At 46.5% G+C, this 18122-nt stretch carries 16 protein-coding genes; all 16 read left to right on the top strand.

Annotation, left to right across the window (positions count from 1 at the left end; translation table 11 throughout):
* Window positions 1-139 precede the first annotated feature (139 nt).
* The 16 genes from A6049_RS20710 to A6049_RS20640 all read left to right on the top strand — a co-directional run bounded on the left by A6049_RS20710 (window position 140) and on the right by A6049_RS20640 (window position 18121).
* The gene (locus A6049_RS20710; RefSeq protein ID WP_063566471.1) at window positions 140-1090 is read left to right on the top strand and encodes an alpha/beta fold hydrolase; all 951 of its coding nucleotides are present in this window, start codon (window positions 140-142) and stop codon (window positions 1088-1090) included.
* Between the two features lie 206 nt (window positions 1091-1296).
* On the top strand, window positions 1297-2001 hold the full coding sequence (locus tag A6049_RS20705) for a PspA/IM30 family protein (RefSeq protein WP_205412035.1): 705 nt from the start codon (window positions 1297-1299) through the stop codon (window positions 1999-2001).
* Window positions 2002-2045: 44 nt separating this feature from the next.
* On the top strand, window positions 2046-3077 hold the full coding sequence (locus tag A6049_RS20700; RefSeq protein WP_063566469.1) for a TFIIB-type zinc ribbon-containing protein: 1032 nt from the start codon (window positions 2046-2048) through the stop codon (window positions 3075-3077).
* Between the two features lie 23 nt (window positions 3078-3100).
* Complete coding sequence (locus tag A6049_RS20695) at window positions 3101-3877, top strand: TPM domain-containing protein (protein ID WP_063566530.1); 777 nt, start codon at window positions 3101-3103, stop codon at window positions 3875-3877.
* Window positions 3878-3948: 71 nt separating this feature from the next.
* On the top strand, window positions 3949-4965 hold the full coding sequence (locus tag A6049_RS20690; RefSeq protein WP_063566468.1) for an SPFH domain-containing protein: 1017 nt from the start codon (window positions 3949-3951) through the stop codon (window positions 4963-4965).
* Between the two features lie 202 nt (window positions 4966-5167).
* Complete coding sequence (locus A6049_RS20685) at window positions 5168-5395, top strand: DUF896 domain-containing protein (protein ID WP_063566529.1); 228 nt, start codon at window positions 5168-5170, stop codon at window positions 5393-5395.
* 68 nt (window positions 5396-5463) lie between these two features.
* The gene (locus A6049_RS20680; protein ID WP_063566467.1) at window positions 5464-6426 is read left to right on the top strand and encodes a ring-cleaving dioxygenase; all 963 of its coding nucleotides are present in this window, start codon (window positions 5464-5466) and stop codon (window positions 6424-6426) included.
* 58 nt (window positions 6427-6484) lie between these two features.
* Window positions 6485-7573, top strand: coding sequence for a low temperature requirement protein A (locus A6049_RS20675; RefSeq protein ID WP_063566466.1), 1089 nt, complete (start codon window positions 6485-6487; stop codon window positions 7571-7573).
* Between the two features lie 224 nt (window positions 7574-7797).
* Window positions 7798-10584: a glycoside hydrolase family 3 C-terminal domain-containing protein gene (locus tag A6049_RS20670; protein ID WP_063566465.1), complete on the top strand. Its 2787-nt coding sequence runs from the start codon at window positions 7798-7800 to the stop codon at window positions 10582-10584.
* Window positions 10585-10685: 101 nt separating this feature from the next.
* Entirely contained in the window at window positions 10686-10874 is a 189-nt protein-coding gene (locus A6049_RS20665; protein WP_024629467.1) for a hypothetical protein, read from the top strand.
* Between the two features lie 186 nt (window positions 10875-11060).
* Window positions 11061-11231 (top strand): hypothetical protein, encoded by a 171-nt coding sequence (locus tag A6049_RS33345; protein ID WP_161490621.1) that lies wholly within the window; start codon window positions 11061-11063, stop codon window positions 11229-11231.
* A 170-nt stretch (window positions 11232-11401) separates the two neighbouring features.
* Complete coding sequence (locus A6049_RS20660; RefSeq protein ID WP_095206178.1) at window positions 11402-12790, top strand: alpha-L-fucosidase; 1389 nt, start codon at window positions 11402-11404, stop codon at window positions 12788-12790.
* A 142-nt stretch (window positions 12791-12932) separates the two neighbouring features.
* Entirely contained in the window at window positions 12933-13799 is an 867-nt protein-coding gene (locus tag A6049_RS20655; RefSeq protein ID WP_063566463.1) for a sugar phosphate isomerase/epimerase family protein, read from the top strand.
* A gap of 259 nt (window positions 13800-14058) precedes the next feature.
* Window positions 14059-15117 carry a Gfo/Idh/MocA family protein gene (locus A6049_RS20650; protein WP_063566462.1) on the top strand — a complete coding sequence of 353 codons (1059 nt, stop codon included), beginning with the start codon at window positions 14059-14061 and terminating at the stop codon, window positions 15115-15117.
* Window positions 15118-15414: 297 nt separating this feature from the next.
* A complete protein-coding gene (locus tag A6049_RS20645) occupies window positions 15415-16827 on the top strand; it encodes an alpha-L-fucosidase (RefSeq protein ID WP_063566461.1) in 1413 nt (470 codons plus the stop codon).
* Window positions 16828-17140: 313 nt separating this feature from the next.
* A complete protein-coding gene (locus A6049_RS20640) occupies window positions 17141-18121 on the top strand; it encodes an ABC transporter permease (RefSeq protein ID WP_082704297.1) in 981 nt (326 codons plus the stop codon).
* Window position 18122: the final 1 nt, after the last annotated feature.

Here is an 18122-nt window from a genome sequence, read left to right as displayed (position 1 = left end):
TCATGCTAATTTTGACGTCGATCTGCTGGATGTCTTCTTCACAGCGGTGGAGAGCCTTCCCGTGGAATCCTAGTAAAGTATACGTCTATGAACACATGTTATAATAATTGGAAATGGGACAGAATGTTGGGGGAATGTAATGAAAATTGTACAACGAATGGGTTATGGTGTCTTGGCTTTAATGGGTATCCTGCTTTTGTTCATAGCGATTAGTTTCACGAATCATACAATTAAACTAAAGAAAGAATCGGCTATACTATCACCCCCAGGTGTAATGGTTGATGTTAATAATCACCCAATGCATGTCTATACAGAAGGTTCCGGAGAACATACACTGGTCTTTATGTCAGGTGGGGGCACATCTTCTCCTGTATTGGATTTCAAGGCGCTCTATTCCAGATTGTCGGATCAATACAAGATTGCTGTTGTTGAGAAGGCAGGCTACGGTTTCAGTCCAACGGCAAAGGCCCCCCGTGATATCAATACGATGTTGGAAGAAACCAGAGCAGCTCTGACGTTAGCGGGAGAAACACCGCCCTATGTGTTGTTTCCGCATTCCATGTCGGGTATAGAAGCACTATATTGGGCACAAATGTATCCAAACGAAGTTGAGGCTATTATTGGTCTTGATCCTGCTATTCCAGAAGTTTATGAAAAGTATCCTCTACCTTCAGCTGGTATGATGAGCCTTACAAGCCTAGGAGCTCGTGTCGGAATAACCCGTTTTTTCCCCGACATCGTTAACTCGTCCGCTGCAATTGAAGAGAAGAGGTTGTCCTCCCAAGAGGAGGAGATATATAGGGCATTATTTTATAAGAAAACGCAGACACTGAACATGAATGAAGAAGTTAAAATGATTAGGAATAATGCATCACAAGTTTTAGAACGAGGTATTCCGGATGTGCCCATGTATTTTTTTATATCGAATGGAGAGGAATTACCTGTCGAGAATTGGCGAAATTACTTAGTGAAGTATGTTGAGTCTGTGAAGAATGGGCGCTATCTGTTGTTACATAACGGTCATTACGTTCATGATACTGATCCGGATCTAATTGCAGAGGAAAGTATCAAATTTATAGAAGAACTGTGAATGATGAAAAGGAAATCACTGATTTCGGAAGAGGTTTTAGTTAATGAGGCGACGCCATAGGCGATCGTCTTTTCTTTTATAACGTAAGGGGATTATGTCACGCTTGGATTACTTCAAATTTATTGTTGCAGTGGCAGTAAATGAAACCTTCAACCTCATATTCATGTATTATAGTACATATGAACTGATCGAAGGAGGAACGGATGATGGGAATCTTATCGAGGTTTAGGGACGTGATGAGAGCGAATGTGAACCATGCGCTGGCTCGGTCGCAAGATCCGGAGAAAACGGTGAATGAATATATGCAGAGCTTGAGCAGTGATTTGGGTCAGGTGAAGGCAGAGACGGCTGCGGTTCTCTCGGATGAGAGCCGGGCGAAGAGGGCTTTGGACGAATGCAGTGCAGAGATTAAGAAATTACAGCGGTATGCAGAGAAATCTGCGGAGTCTGGTGATGAAGCCAAGGCACGTGGTTTTTTGGAAAAGAAGGCAGAGCAGGCTAAGAAACGGAATGAATTACAAGCTGCCTATGATCGGGCTTCTGCCAAAGCCAAAATGATGAAGCATATGCACGAGAAGCTGGTGGCGGATATGGGGCAATTGGAAGCTCGACATACGGAGCTGAAGGGCAGAATGGCGGCTGCCAATGCGCAACAACAGGCCAATGAACGGAACGCCTCCGCCGCCAATGCGAATGCTGCTTTGAAGGCGATGGAAGACAAAGCGAATCAGGCACTTAATGAAGCTGAGGCTTTGGCTGAACTGCGTGCTGGGGCACAGGAAGATGATCTGGATGTGCTCATTGCGCAGTTGGAGCAGCAAATGAATGCCGATGCGGGTAATAATGCACAGGTGACGCCGAGTCCAGAGGAAGAGCTTGCAGCAATTCAGAAGAAATTGGAAGATAAATAACGATATATGATGTAATACATTTCGTTAAACATTGAGGTGAGCAAATGCCGGTAATCGAGTACAAGTGTCCCAACTGCGGCAGTGGAATGCTTTTTGATAGTGCAACTGGAGCGTTATCCTGCCCCAGCTGCGGACGACAGGATAACATCGAACAGATCCCCGATCCGCTGAAGAAACAGGTGTTCACGGAGAATGAGGTCAAGGAGTATCACTGTAACAGCTGCGGCGCCGATATTGTGACTGAGCCGGAGACAAGTGCAACGACATGCAGCTTCTGTGGAGCTGCCGTTGTTCTGAGTGATCGACTGACGGGAGATCTGGCACCGGCCATGGTCTTACCCTTTTCGATCAGTAAGGATGAGGCCAAGCAGGCGTTCAAAAAGTGGTGCAGAAACGGCTTGCTGACACCTAGCGGATTCATGACGGCTGACCGAGTCAAGAGCATTACCGGGATATATGTGCCTTTCTGGTTATATGAGTTACATAACAAAATCGAAGTTCATGGCCGTGGCACAAAGATCAGAACTTACACGCAGGGTGATTACCATTACACGGAAACGCAGCATTTCGATATTTACCGGAGAATCCGGCTGAATTATGTGAATCTGCCCATTGATGCATCGGAGAAAATGAAAGATGAACTGATGGATAAGCTGGAGCCATTTCCTTATAACCAGTTAAAGCTTTTCAAAACCCCGTATCTCGCCGGGTATATTGCGGAAAAATATAGTTATACCGATGAGGAACTATACCCGCGCGCCAAGGAAAAAACGAGCTCTTATATCGATTCTTATATTGCATCAACGGTTTCTGGTTATAACAGTGTTAGTTACACGGACAAACAGATTGATACTACGTTAAAAAATGCAGACTATGTGCTGCTCCCAGTATGGATGGTTTACTATGACTACAATCGTTCGCAGTATACCTTTGCCATGAATGGACAGACGGGTAAAGTGGTTGGTAAACCGCCTATTAGCAAAGCTAAAGTTGCCGGATGGTTCGCAGGTATTTCAGCCGTTTCTTTGTTGTCATTGAAACTGGTCTCCTGGATGATGGGAGGTGGATTCCTGTGAGGGAAAGAAAACATCTGGCATGGATGGCAACGCTCATTTTATTTGTGATTACCCTCGTGTCTCCATTGATCCCAATGTCAGTTGTATCGGCAGCAGACAGCAAGAACCTGATTTACGATGAAGCTAATCTGCTGAACGAGCAGGAGAAAAGTGAACTGAACGCATTGGCGAATGAGTATGGCGCGGAGAGGCAGACGGATTTTGTTATTCTGACAACGAATAATACGGAGAATCAGGATGTACAGCTGCTGACCGAGGATTTCTATGATGAGCACGCTCTTGGGTTTGATAAAGCGCATGGAAATGCGGTCATTCTGACGTTGGATATGTACAATCGGGATATTTATCTGGCTGGCTTTTATAAAGCGAAAGATTATCTCGACAGCGGAAGGCTGGATAAAATCAGAAACAAAATTACTCCCGATCTGACAGAGGGGAATTACAAGCTTGCTTTTGAAAAATATATTAATCTCTCCTATAAATATATGGGATATAAGCCGGGTGTGAATCCTGATAATATTTTGTTTAATATCTGGTTCCAACTTGTTGCGGCGCTTGCTATAGGTGGTGTTGTGGTTGGTGTAATGACTTACCGTTCTGGCGGACGTGTGACAGTTAATCGTGCTACTTATGAGGATTCGAGTACTTCCAGCGTAATTGATCGTCAGGATCGTTATATCCGCACAACGGTAACCAAACGCAAAATTGAGAAGAACAATAACAATGGTGGCGGAGGCGGCGGGGGTGGAGGTACCAGCCGAGGCGGTCATTCGCACAGTGGTAGCAGAGGATCTTTCTAGCAGGAAAAACAACAATTCAACTTTTGTCATGATGATGCAAAATGCTTACTATAGAAGGGATGGGAACGAGTATGGGATTTTTCAAAAATCAATTTTCGAATGTGGTGGAATGGGAAGAGTTCAGAGATGATATGATTTTCTGGAAGTGGAGTAACCGTGAGATCAAGAAGGGAAGTAAATTGATTATCCGTTCGGGGCAGGATGCGATCTTCCTGAATAACGGCAAGGTGGAAGGGATTTTTGAGGACGAAGGGTCGTTTAATATCGATTCCGAGATCATTCCGTTTCTGTCTACCTTAAAAGGCTTCAAATTCGGATTCAACAGCGGCATGCGGGTCGAAGTGCTGTTTGTGAATACGAAGGAGTTTACGGTTCGATGGGGTACGCAAAGTCCGGTATTGATTCCAACTCCTCAACTTCCAGGTGGAATGCCGGTTCGTGCGAATGGTACGTTTAATTTTAAAGTGAGTGACTATGTTACATTGATCGATAAAATCGCGGGTATCAAGCAGAGCTATCTGGTCGAGGATGTTAAAATCCGAATTACGTCTGTGCTGGATCAGTTGCTAATGAAATGGATTAGCCGTGAGGGTAAGGACATGTTCAACCTGCAGGCGAATGCCTCGGATATTGCCAAAGGTATTCAGGAAGATCTGGATATGCAAATGATGGACATCGGGATCGGAATCACAGGCTTCCAGGTGATGAGCTTCAATTATCCGCAGGAGATCCAGGATATGATTACGAAGACTGCTTCACATGAAATGATCGGCAATTTGCAAAAATATCAGCAGGTCAGCATGACTGATGGCATCTCATCCGGTAAAGTTAAGGGTGGCGGCGCTGCTTCGGATATGGCGGGCATGATGATGGGCATGAACATGGCGAATGAAATGATGAAGAACATGAATCAGAACCAGAACAACCAGAATCAGAATTCGGATCAAAAACCTGCGGCTAATCAAAACAGCGATGCAGGTGCATCTTCTTCGTCTGGAGACAATAAAAAGCCGAATTTCTGTCCGAACTGTGGCGCTAAGAATGAAGGAGCAAATTTCTGTCCAAACTGTGGTCAGAAGTTGGGTTAACCTATATCTAAATATAAGAAGGGCTTACTCCAAGGTCAAACTTTGGAGTAGGCCCTTTTTTTCATTCTATTTTAAATGGTAGAAAACGGTTGACAACGGAGCATAAATCATTTATCTTTAAATTAAGATATTTAATTTGAATATAAATTACACCGAGAAAAGCAAATATCTTAATTCCGATTTACAAGGAGAGATCAAGATGATGATTCCAACATTGACCAGAATAAATGAACTTTCAAGAAAAGCCAACGCGGCAGGATTGACGGAGATGGAGAAAGCAGAACAAATTCGTCTGCGCCAGGAATATCTGCAAACCTTTCGCGGTTCGATCAATGATATTCTGCTGAATGTAACCATCTATGATCCGAACGGCGATGACGTCACTCCGGATAAACTGAAACAGGAACAGGCCCAACAAAATAATAACTGAATCAGTTCGGTTTAATATCTTAATATTAAGATAATATAAATGATCTATAAACCTAGGAGGAAATGATGATGACCATTCAAACTGCAGGTATTCACCATATTACAGCTTTTGCGGGAGATCCGCAGGCCAATGTCGACTTTTATGCTGGAGTTCTGGGACTTCGGCTTGTGAAAAAAACAATCAACTTCGATGCACCGGATGTGTACCATCTGTACTTTGGGGATGAGAACGGAAGTCCAGGTACCATTATCACGTTCTTCCCATCAGCCGGATCACCACGAGGCAAAATTGGTGGCGGTCAGGTCGGCATCACCTCATATGTGATTCCACCTGGGACTATTGGCTTCTGGCAGGATCGGCTGGAGCAGTATAACATTGAGGTAACCAAAACAAGTCGTTTTAACGAAGAGCTGCTGCAATTCGAAGACAGTGAGGGCTTGCGTCTGGAACTGGTTGAACGTGAAGAGGGCCCAGCCAGCACCTGGGTGCATGAAGGCATTCCAGCGGACATAGCCATCAAAGGATTTGGAGGTGCCGTGCTATTCAGCGTCAATCCGCAGAGAACGATGGATGCGCTGGACAAAATACTCGGATTCACCAAAGTAGATGAAGATGAGGAGTATGTACGATTCCGGTCCTTCGGAGATATCGGTAATATCGTGGATGTTCCTGTCACCCGGATGGCTTTGGGGGCAGGCGGAGCAGGGACGGTCCACCATATTGCGTGGCGGGCCAAAGATTTTGCAGAACACGAGCAGTGGAGAGAAGCTGTACAACAGTACGGCTATCAGCCAACCCCAGTTCGGGACCGTCAATATTTTAACGCAATCTATTTCAGAGAAGCTGGCGGAATCTTGTTCGAAATTGCTACCGATCCTCCTGGATTCGCGAAAGATGAGCCAGCGGAGTCGCTCGGACAGAAACTCATGCTGCCTGAGTGGTTTGAGCCATATCGTGCCCAAATTGAAGGCAATTTGCAGCCGATCCAAGTAAGAACGTTAGAGCCTTCGCATTCTATGATGGCACGTTAAAGAAGGGCCAGAACAAGCAATCTTTTTGATATGAGTTCAACTAAAGGAGCATTGAAGGATGATGGAGAAAAAGGTTACCTGGCTGGAGCTGTTCTATGATTTGCTTTTTGTAGCAGCGGTCTCCAAAGCGGGACATGTCCTGCTGCATGCCGAACACGGCGTGATTTCCTTTGAATATCTGATGAAATTTGTTTTGATTTTTATTCCTGTCTGGTGGGCATGGGTCGGTCAGACCCTATTTATTAACCGTTATGGTCAGGACATTTTCATCCATCGAGTCTTTCTTATCCTTCAACTCCTGTCTGTTCTGGTGATGACGGCGAGTCTCTCGGTTGATTTTGATCAATACTATCTTCCTTTCTTTGCGGGTTATATCGGTTCGAGGGCATTGACTGCCATTCAATATTTTATGATTCATAATTCCAAAAGCGAACATCAACAAAAAGCCGCTCGTTATCTGGGCGTATGCTTCATCATCGGCATATTGATCTCAACAGGTTCCCTGTTCTTTGATTCATGGCTGCGATATGCGATTTTGTACGTGGGAATTGCCGTGGATATCATTCTCCCGCTCATCGGACGCAAAAATCTGGTGAAGGTTCCGATACACACGCATCATTTATTGGAACGTTTCGCTCTGTTCACTCTCATCCTGCTGGGTGAGTCGGTCGTCAGTATCATTGCCGTGCTGCAAATGGATCACTGGGATGTACGATCTGTTCTGTTCGCGGCGTTTACATCCATATTCGTGATTGCGATGTGGTGGCAGTATTTTGATAATGTTGAGAAAAAGGTCAGCAAAGAGATCCAGACCGCCGGGCAAGCGATCATATACGGCCATCTGTTCATCTATATATCCATGAGCATGATTGCCGCTTCTATTCAACTGTTATACCTGGATGAACTCAATTATGGTTTCATGTTAGCCTTTGTTTTTGGTTCAGTTCTGCTGTATTTTCTGTCCACCTCGCTGGTATTCCACCGATACAGGCATGCTCATCTGCGGTTACGTCCGCGTCACTTGGTGTTTATGCTGGGGATAATGGCCGCGTTTATCGTTGTGGATCTGATCTATCGGGTGCCTAATTATGCTATCGTGGGAGAGAACATGGTGTTCTTCCTTGTCTATGCCAAATTAACGACATAATGCATAGGTCGCACAAGAATAAAAGTCACGAACGAATGACGTTCGTGGCTTTTTTAGTTGGATAATTGTAAAATCATGTCCACTGTGAGAAAAAACGTTTAACCTGATTTATTTTCTACTATAGAATCTGTTAATATGAGACTAGATACAAGTGAATCTACCAGATTAACGAATATATATATAGTGATTCGTGGGTATGGAGATGACAATCAGGAGGGAAATCATTGAGCACACATCAAATCGGAGTTCCATTGGAAGGGTTTGCAGAGTTTAGCCGCACGGTTGCCGCTGAAGGCGCAGTGCTTTTGAAGAATGAAGGACAGGCTCTTCCGATTCGTAAAGACGAAAACGTTTCAGTGTTTGGACGGATTCAAGTCAACTATTATCGCAGTGGTACAGGCTCAGGCGGCAGCGTTCATGTGGCGTATACAACCAATTTGCTGGATGGTCTGCGTAGCAAAAAAGGACTTAAAGTTAATGAAGAATTGGCAGCTGTCTATGAAAAATGGATTGAAGAAAACCCGTTTGATGACGGTGGAAAAGTATGGGCAGCAGAGCCTTGGAATCAGAAAGAAATGCCTTTAACGCATGAAGTGGTATCCCAAGCCAGAAGTAAATCCAGCAAAGCAATCGTGGTGATTGGACGAACAGCAGGCGAAGATCAGGATAATATGGATGCACCAGGCAGCTACCGGTTGACGGAAGATGAGAAAGCGATGCTGAAGCAGGTCACGAATCATTTTGAACAAACGATCGTCGTGTTGAATGTATCGAACATCATGGACATGAGCTGGTTGAATGATGAAAGTTACGTTCATCCGATCCAAAGTGTCATTTACTCGTGGCATGGCGGTATGGAGGGTGGTAATGCGATCGCCGATGTACTGGCCGGAGACGTTACACCAAGTGGTAAATTGACCGATACGATTGCGTATTCCATTGAAGATTATCCTTCCACAAGCAATTACGGGAATGAGTTTAAGAACCTTTATCAAGAAGATATCTACGTAGGCTACCGTTATTTCGAAACGTTTCGACCTGAAAAAGTACAATTTGAATTTGGATACGGCTTGTCCTATACCACGTTCACAACCAAGGCAGAAGACGCAAAATGGATCTCCCAAGACGGAGAAAATAGCATTAAGGTGAATGTAACCGTAACCAATACGGGCACGACCTATGCCGGTAAAGAAGTAGTGCAGATCTATTATGAAGCCCCACAAGGTCAATTAGGGAAACCTGCAAAATCTCTGGTGGCATTCGGCAAAACGAATTTGCTTCAGCCGGGTGAGTCTCAGCGCCTGACCGTGAGCTTCCCTGTGGATTCCATGGCTTCCTATGATGATGCTGGCGTAACAGGACATGCATCGGCGTATGTACTTGAGCCAGGAACATATCGTTTGTACGTAGGAACCAGTGTCAAAAATGTGGAGCATGTCAGCATTGATGGCCAAGATGGCTACGTCGTAGAAACGATTCAACTCGTGGAACAGCTCCAGGAGGCAATGGCACCGACTGAAGGATTTACGAGAATGAAGCCGGGAGCGCGCAAAGAAGACGGATCTTACGAGCTGATTTTTGCAGATGTACCGACGCGCCAAGTATCCATGGCTGAACGAATTGAACAATGCTTACCGCAAACGCTGGAGCAAACGGGCAATCAGGGCTACAAGCTGAGAGATGTGAAGGATGGCAAAGTCAGCCTGGAAGCATTTATTGCCCAACTGAGTGATCAGGATCTGGCAGCCATTGTAAGAGGCGAAGGTATGAGCAGCCCGCTCGTTACATCGGGTACAGCTTCCGCATTTGGCGGCGTGAGTGACAGTCTGTTCAATTACGGAATCCCTGTTGCATGTACTGCAGATGGTCCATCCGGTATTCGTATGGATAGCGGGGAGAAGGCTACACAAGTTTCCATTGGAACTTTGCTGGCCGCAACATGGAATGCAGAACTCGTCGAAGAGCTGTATGTGATGGAAGGTCAGGAATTGCTGAGAAATCAGGTGGATGCATTGCTCGGGCCTGGATTGAATATTCGCCGGAGTCCGATGAATGGACGTAACTTTGAGTATTTCTCAGAAGATCCGTTGATTTCTGGTGTATTTGCTGCTGCTTGCACAAAAGGAATCATGAAGGGTGGCTCTAATGCTACACTGAAACATTTCGCCTGCAACAATCAGGAGAAACATCGCAGTAAAGTGGATGCTGTTGTATCTGAACGTGCATTGCGTGAGATCTATCTGAAAGGGTTCGAGATTGCCGTGAAAGAAGGCGGTGCGAACTCAATCATGACCTCCTACAATCCGATTAATGGACATTGGGCGGCTTCGAACTACGATCTGAACACGACCATTCTTCGTGGGGAGTGGGGCTTCCAAGGTATCGTGATGACCGACTGGTGGGCTATTATGAACGATGGCGTTGAAGGTGGACCAGCAGATCGGAAAAACACCAACTGGATGGTTCGCGCTCAAAACGATCTGTACATGGTTGTACCTAACTATGGCGCAGAAATCAACGGCTGGGATGATAACACGATCGAATCTCTGGAAAATGGGACGTTGACACGCGGAGAGCTTCAGCGCTCGGCTATGAATATTTGTGAGTTCATCATGAATGCACCTGTCTTCTCCAGAAAACATGAGATTGTAGAGAATGTCGCTTCATTCCAAGCGAATGCTTCACTTTCCTCAGAGCAGGCACAAGTGCTGGCTAATGATGCACAGGTCAAACCCGCTGTGGGCGAACCTGTCTACATGAAAGTGGATGAAGCAGGTCAATATCGGATTATTGTACAGATCATGTCTCCTGAGCCGGAACTGGCTCAAAGTGCATGTAATGTGATTCTCAATGATCAATTGATGACGACCATTCAAACCAATGGTACTGAAGGTAAGTGGATCAGACAGAAACTTGTCAAAGTGGAGCTGGAAGCAGGCTTGTACGAATTGAAGCTGGACTTCACCAAACCGGGTCTGCAGATCGACTGGATCGAATTCAAACAAGTGTAACGCAGGATCGTCTGATCTGTTGTAACTGAACATGACGACTGTTATGATTGTGTTATGAGATCCGGAATTTCTGAACAATCTGGTCAGGAGTGTTGCGAAGGATGAGAAGGTATAATTTTTGGAGCCCCATTCTGCTGATTGCGGTTGCGCTGATTGTCAGAGGCCTGGTTACCAATCTGGGCGTTCTGTTCGGCATGTCGCATGATGCAGCAAGTAATATCGCAATTGTTGCCATGTTGATTGCTGCACTGATCATGTTTAATCGAATGACAAAGGCAAAGCGAAAATGAACATATATTATTCGATATCGATCAAGAGAGAGGCACCCTTAGGGGTGTCTTTTTTGTGTATTGACGTTTCATTCATAACGTCTTAGACTGTTTATGAATAAAACAATAACATTTTTATGATAACGAAAATAACAAATGTGATTACTCCAATGGCTAACCCATCATTTTCCGAAAGGAGACCCATTCATGAAGGTTATGGCGGCATGGTTTGCAGGCAAGCATGAAAAGGCAATGGATGTGGTGAGCAGGATGTGGGGACAGCAGGAGGGTTCGTGGATCGTTCCGCTGAGATTGGTAGAGTCTTCGTGGCACAGGGATCGAATTGCAATCAGGCAGCTGACTTTCAACGACAGATGAACATAATTAAGGACCGCTGGAGATGCTGTGCTCTGTCGGTCCTTTATGGCATTTGACGGAAAGCGGACAGAGAACCGGCATGAGAGGAGAGGAATCCAGTAAATACAACCGATTGGGTGAAGGTAGCAGCACAGGTCGTGCCATCAGAACGTCAGCTGAAATGGCAGGAGATGGAGTTCTATGCATTTATTCATTTTACCATGAATACGTTTACAGATCAGGAGTGGGGAACGGGAAATGAAGATCCCGATATCTTTAACCCTTCTCATCTGAGTGCCCGGCAATGGGTTCAGGCGTGCAAATCTGCCGGTATGACCGGATTAATTCTCACATGCAAGCATCACGACGGGTTTTGTTTGTGGCCAAGCCAGTACACGAAACATACGGTAGCCGCCAGCCCTTGGCGAAATGGTGCGGGTGATCTGGTGAAAGAAGTTGCCGATGCCTGCCGTGAAGGCGGGTTGAAGTTCGGTATCTATCTGTCTCCTTGGGACCGTCATGAAGCATCCTACGGAGATTCAGAGCGATACAACGAATTTTTCGAAAATCAGCTGCGTGAGCTGTTAACCCAATATGGTGAACTTTTCTGCGTGTGGTTCGACGGAGCTTGCGGAGAGGGGCCGAATGGGAAAAGGCAGGTCTACGATTGGGATTCCTATTATGCGCTGATCCGGGAGTTGCAGCCAGAGACTGTAATCTCGGTATGTGGACCGGATGTTCGCTGGTGCGGCAATGAGGCAGGTCATACCCGGACTTCGGAATGGAGCGTCGTACCTGCCTACTTGCAAGATAATGAGAAGATCCAGGAGCAATCGCAGCAGGTGGATGATGGTGAGTTTGCCAGCAGAATTAATACACAGGATGCCGATTTGGGGAGTCGGGAAGTGATCCGGCAACATGAGGGCAAGCTCATCTGGTATCCCGCAGAAGTGAATACATCCATCCGTCCGGGTTGGTTCTATCATGCAAGCGAGGACGATCAAGTCAAATCGCTGGAGGAACTGCTTGGCATCTATGATGGAGCGGTTGGCGGCAACGCCAATTTTCTACTAAACCTTCCACCAGATCGACGCGGCCTTATTCACGAACAGGATATTGAGCGGCTGCAGCAACTCGGAGACTTTTTGCGCAGTACTTATCGACAAAGTCAGGCTGTTGGGGCAAGAATTCAGGCATCGGATACCATGGATGGAGAACATGCCGCTACCCAGGTATTGTGTGAAGAATCGGATATGTTCTGGTGCCCATCTGAAGGAACTGAACTGGCTTGGCTGGAAGTAGAGCTGCCGGAGGAAAAGCGGTTCGACCGAGTTGTTCTCATGGAGCATATCCGTTCAGGCCAACGAATTGAGCGGTTTACGCTGGAGGCAAAGGGTGAGGGTGGGGATTGGCAGGAGCTGTATCGCGGCACGATTGTTGGTCACAAACGAATCTGTAGTTTCGAACCTTTTACCGCCAGAACTATTCGTCTGACCATTCATGAATCCAGATGGTATCCAACGTTGTCCTGGCTGGGTGTATATCTGAGCAAACAAGAGGTGCATGAAGCTGGCGATTGAGCCGTAACATTTGTAGATAAGCCGATTTTGGATTCATCCCATGGAAAATAGAGTAGCAAACGATTATTGGTAATTGTATGATCTTATGGAAAAAGGTATATGTAAGGTAGAGCCACACACCAGCAGGAGAGGATGAGAGGATATGAAAGTAGGACTCAGCACATACAGTCTGCAACAGGCACTGGATGCCAAGGAACTGACTGTACCCGACGCCATCCGTTACATCGCCGAGCAGGGCGGAGAACATGTGGAGATTGTTCCTATCGGGTACAGCCTGATCGACCAACCGGAATTAATTAACCAGATTCGAGAGGCTGCGCAAGACGTGGGAATTGATATTTCCAATTACGCAATAGGTGCCAACTTCGTTACAGGAGAAGGCCCGGATGCACTTGAAAATGAGATTGCTGCTGTCATGAAGCATGTGGATGTCGCTGCCGCACTTGGCGTTACTAGAATGCGCCATGATGTTGCGTTTCGTCCTGCACAGGAGGGCACTGTCGCTCAGTTTGAGGCGGATCTGCCTGTTCTGGTGAAGGCCTGTCAGCGAATTGCCGATTACGCAGCGAGTCACGGCATTACCACAAGTGTGGAGAATCATGGTTACTATGTACAGTCCAGTGAGCGAGTCCGGCGGTTGGTGCATGAGACGGCACGTGAGAACTTCAAGACAACGCTGGATATCGGCAACTTCCTGTGTGTGGATGAAGACCCAGTTAGCGCTGTGAAAAACAATATTCCTTATGCATCCATGGTGCACGCCAAAGATTTCTATCGGAGACCTTCCTACCGTAATCCCGGAGAGGGTTGGTTCCAGACCGCACACGGTAATTACCTGCGCGGAGCGATTGTGGGTCACGGGGATATCGACATGCCGGAAGTATTCCGTGTGTTGAAGCAGTCCGGTTACGACGGATATATCTCTGTAGAATTCGAAGGTATGGAAAATTGCAAAACAGCATCCCGAATCGCGATGGATAACGTCCGCCGCTTCTGGGAGGAAGCATAAGCAGCTACTTACTACTATATAAGTGGAATCAATTTTTATATGTAAGGCTGAAGTAACAGAGGTGAAGTTTGGAACTGTAGGAGCGGTAGCGTCCGCCTTTGTCTGCGGATTTCAACTGCTGAGAGCAGTTGATACAAGAAATCTGTAGACAACAGCGGCCGAAAGTCCAAACATTCACCGTAGTTACGTTAAGCCGATTATCATATGTTTTGAATCAACTGATATGACCATCATTCAACTTATTATGGAGGGAAAATCCATGTCCAAACTTAAAATCGCCGTTATCGGTGCAGGGTCAATTTCCGATTTTCATTTACAAGCGTATGACAGTAATCCCGAAGTTGAAATATACGCTATATGCGACCTGAATGAAGCACGTGCCCAGGAAGCGGCGAAAAAATATAACGCTACCCATGTATTCACCGATTATAAGGAACTCCTGGCACTACCTGAAATCCATTCGGTCAGCATCTGTACCTGGAATGATACACATGCCGAGATCAGCATTGCTGCTCTGGATGCGGGTAAAAACGTACTTTGCGAGAAGCCGCTCTGTCAGACGGTAGAAGATGCGTTGGAAGTGGAGAAGGCTGTTCATCGCAGTGGAAAGCTGCTTCAAGTTGGCTTTGTACGCCGTTATAGCGACAATGCGCAGATCCTGAAGAAGTTCATTGATGAAGGTGAGCTGGGAGAGATCTACTATGCCAAGGCATCCTGTCTGCGGCGTTTGGGCAATCCGGGTGGATGGTTTGCAGATGTGGAGCGTTCTGGCGGGGGCCCGTTAATCGATATTGGCGTGCACATTATTGATATCTCCTGGTACCTAATGGGCAAACCGAAAGTGAAAACCGTCTCCGCGAATGTCTCCAATCGATTGGGTAACCGTGCCAATATCCGTAATCTATCTTTCTACCAGGCAGCGGATTATGATGCGAACAAAAACACCGTGGAGGATATGGCTAATGCGTTGATTCGTTTCGAGAACGGGGCAAGCCTGCTGGTGGATGTAAGCTTCACATTGCACGCGAAGCAGGATGAAACCTCGGTCAGACTCTATGGCGATAAAGGTGGAGCCGAACTGGAACCGGAAATTTCACTGATCGGTGAGAAATTCGATACCATTTTGAACATGACGCCACAGGTGGATTTCAAATCCCTTGATTTCGCAGGTTCTTTCCGTAATGAGGTCAATCATTTTATCGACAGTACCCAAGGGCGCAAAGAGACGCTAAGCCCCGTTGAGGATGGAGTTGAAATCATGAAAATCCTCTGTGCCATCTACGAGTCCGCACGTGAAGGACGCGAGATTTCACTGTAGATATGGTGTTGCAATCCGAAAATGGCAACACCGCTCGAAGTAGTGAGGCACTGCAATCGAAATGACTGGGCTTATAGGTCTTTATAAGTTGAAACTGAACGTTTAAGCCAAAACGGAGATTGCAGAACCAATCTGAAGAAGCGAAGCGCTCGCCTTTATCCCCGGATTTCGACCAATTATAAAGTGAAATCAAAGAAATCCGGGGATAACAGCGATCGGAAGATGGTACTGCAATTGGAGTGACAGAGCTTAACTTGTGTAGTTTATCTTATATCCAATCCAAAGGAGATGAACGGGATGAGCGAAACCAAAGATACGGTGCTGGAACAGGAAGAACAGGTCGTCGAAGCTGGGGTGCATAACTTTAGCAAAGAAGAGGAATGGGTGAAGCCTGAAGATCCGTTGCTGAATGAACGCCTGGAGTGGTTCAAGGATCAGAAGCTGGGGCTGATGATGCATTGGGGTCCCTATTCCCAACTTGGACTCGTGGAGTCCTGGGCGCTAAGTGATGAGGATGGCGATTGGTCGCGCAATGATATCGACTGGACTGACGACATGGAGCATTTCAAGCAAGAATACTTTGATCTCAACAAAACCTTCAATCCCATTCGCTTTCAGCCTGAAGAGTGGGCACAGATGGCCGCTGATAACGGGTTCAAATATTTCCTGTTCACCACCAAACATCATGATGGTTTCTGCATGTGGGATACACATACCACCGATTATCGCATCACGGGCAAGGATACTCCTTTTCACACTCATAAGTATGCGGACATTTGCCGGGCGCTTTTTGACGCTTTTCGTGCCAAGGGTCTTGGCATCTCGGCTTACTTCTCCAAAGCGGACTGGCATACGCCATACTACTGGACACCTGGCATGGAGCGGGGAAGCCATATGTGGCGTGGACCATCCTATGACCCGAAAGCGTATCCATGGCTGTGGGAGAAATTCGTGGAGTTTACGCATGAGCAAATTATGGAGCTGCTGACCAACTATGGACGAATCGAATGTCTATGGCTGGATGCAGGCTGGGTACGTGAAGGCCGTCACGGTCAGGATATCCGATTGGGCGAAGTGGTGGAGCGGGCACGTCAGACAACTCAGCCGTGGCTCCTCGCAGCAGATCGCACAGTAGGTGGACCGTATGAGAATATCGTAACTCCGGAACAGACCATCCCTGAGCATCCAATGAATATTCCTTGGGAGAGCTGCATCACGGTGGGCAATTCCTTTGCGTTTGGATATGATGATCAGTATAAATCAGCAAGACAGCTGGCGCATATTCTGCTTGAGGTAGTATCCAAAGGTGGTAACCTTGCGCTGAATGTGGGGCCACAACCGGACGGGCGTCTTCCCAAAGGGGCAGTGCGAAGCATTAAAGCCCTCGGAGAATGGATCGGTACTCACGGGGAGGGCATCTATGGTACGCGGATTTGCGGACCATACTTCACAGGAGAGTGGGCCTTTACACGTAAGGAAGATCTCAACGTATCGTATGCCTTCCGTTTGTATAGAAACGAGAACGAAGCAGTACAATCACAGGTAGTCATTCCATATGTGGAAAAGGTGGAGCGAATTGAACTCGTCGGCACAGACGATGTGCTGTCATTCCAACGGACGGAAGATGGACTTGTTGTAGAGTTGTCACAAGCGGCAGTTACGGAAGTAGCACCTATCACGCTGACGTTCAGAATGTTCACAAACCAATAAATCTATACTTCAAATCCCGGGGGACTTTTAAAGTCCCCCGGGATTTTTTGGGTTGGCGATTTTTGCGATATACCTATCCTAAAGGACGATTTTTCCTTGTCCGGCAAGGGTTTTGGGAATAAGGAGAGGTGGGAGAAAATTGCAAATTGATAAAAGAACACCGCTCAAGGTACTATCGATTTAAGAAAGCGTTACCTGACATTATTACTCACACGGATGACGCTAATACAGAAAAATGAGTCAAAGAAAAGGATGTTTAAGGGATGTAAATGTAATGTATTATTACACTTAAGGTGTAGAAGGAGTGACGCGAATGAGTCGAGCTACGGAAAGCATACCTGCACCGGTGGAGCTCCAGCAAGGAAGGAATGACGCAGAACCCAAGCGACAGCATCCATTTATCAGAAGCCTCAAGAAGCATTGGGAGCTGTATCTACTGGTGCTTCCTCCCGTATTGTATCTATTGATCTTCAAGTACATTCCAATGGTCGGTGTACAGATTGCCTTCAAAGACTTCAGTGTCGTCAAAGGAATCTGGGGCAGCCCATGGGTTGGACTGAAACACTTTGAAGCCTTTTTTGAATCCCCAAACTTCTGGCTGCTGATCAAAAATACGATTGGGATCAGTTTCTACTCGTTACTCGCCGGATTTCCCATTCCGATCCTGCTGGCGCTCGCGCTGAATGAGATCCGAACAGGTTACTTTAAAAAGACCGTCCAGATGGTCACGTACGCTCCGCATTTTATCTCCACAGTCGTCATGGTATCCATTATCATTCTGATGCTGTCACCGCATGTGGGTGTTGTAGACAAGCTATTTACCTTCCTGGGTTTCCCGATGACCAACTTTATGGGTATTCCCGAATACTTCAAATCCATCTATGTGTGGTCGGGTGTATGGCAGGGCATGGGCTATTCATCAATCATTTATATCGCGGCTCTCGCTGGCGTTGATCCATCTCTCTATGAGGCAGCGAAGATGGACGGCGCTTCAAGGCTTCGGAAAATTTGGCATATCGATCTTCCAACGCTCGTACCGGTCACCGTCATCATGCTGATTCTGAGTTTGGGCAGCATTATGGGCGTGGGCTTTGAAAAAATATATCTAATGCAGAATCCGCTCAACACGAGTGCTTCGGAAGTCATCTCCACGTATGTGTACAAGGTCGGTCTGATCGGGGCCAACTTCAGCTTCTCCTCGGCGGTAGGATTGTTCAACTCCGTTATCAACCTGATCCTGCTGGTTATCGTCAACGGCATTTCCCGCAAAGTATCCCAGAACAGCTTGTGGTAAA

Origin of the sequence: Paenibacillus sp. O199 (assembly GCF_001636635.1) — a bacterium.
In the GTDB taxonomy this organism is placed as follows: domain Bacteria; phylum Bacillota; class Bacilli; order Paenibacillales; family Paenibacillaceae; genus Paenibacillus; species Paenibacillus marchantiae.
Note: the sequence above shows the minus strand (reverse complement) of the source record. Positions and strands in the feature narration are given on the sequence as shown.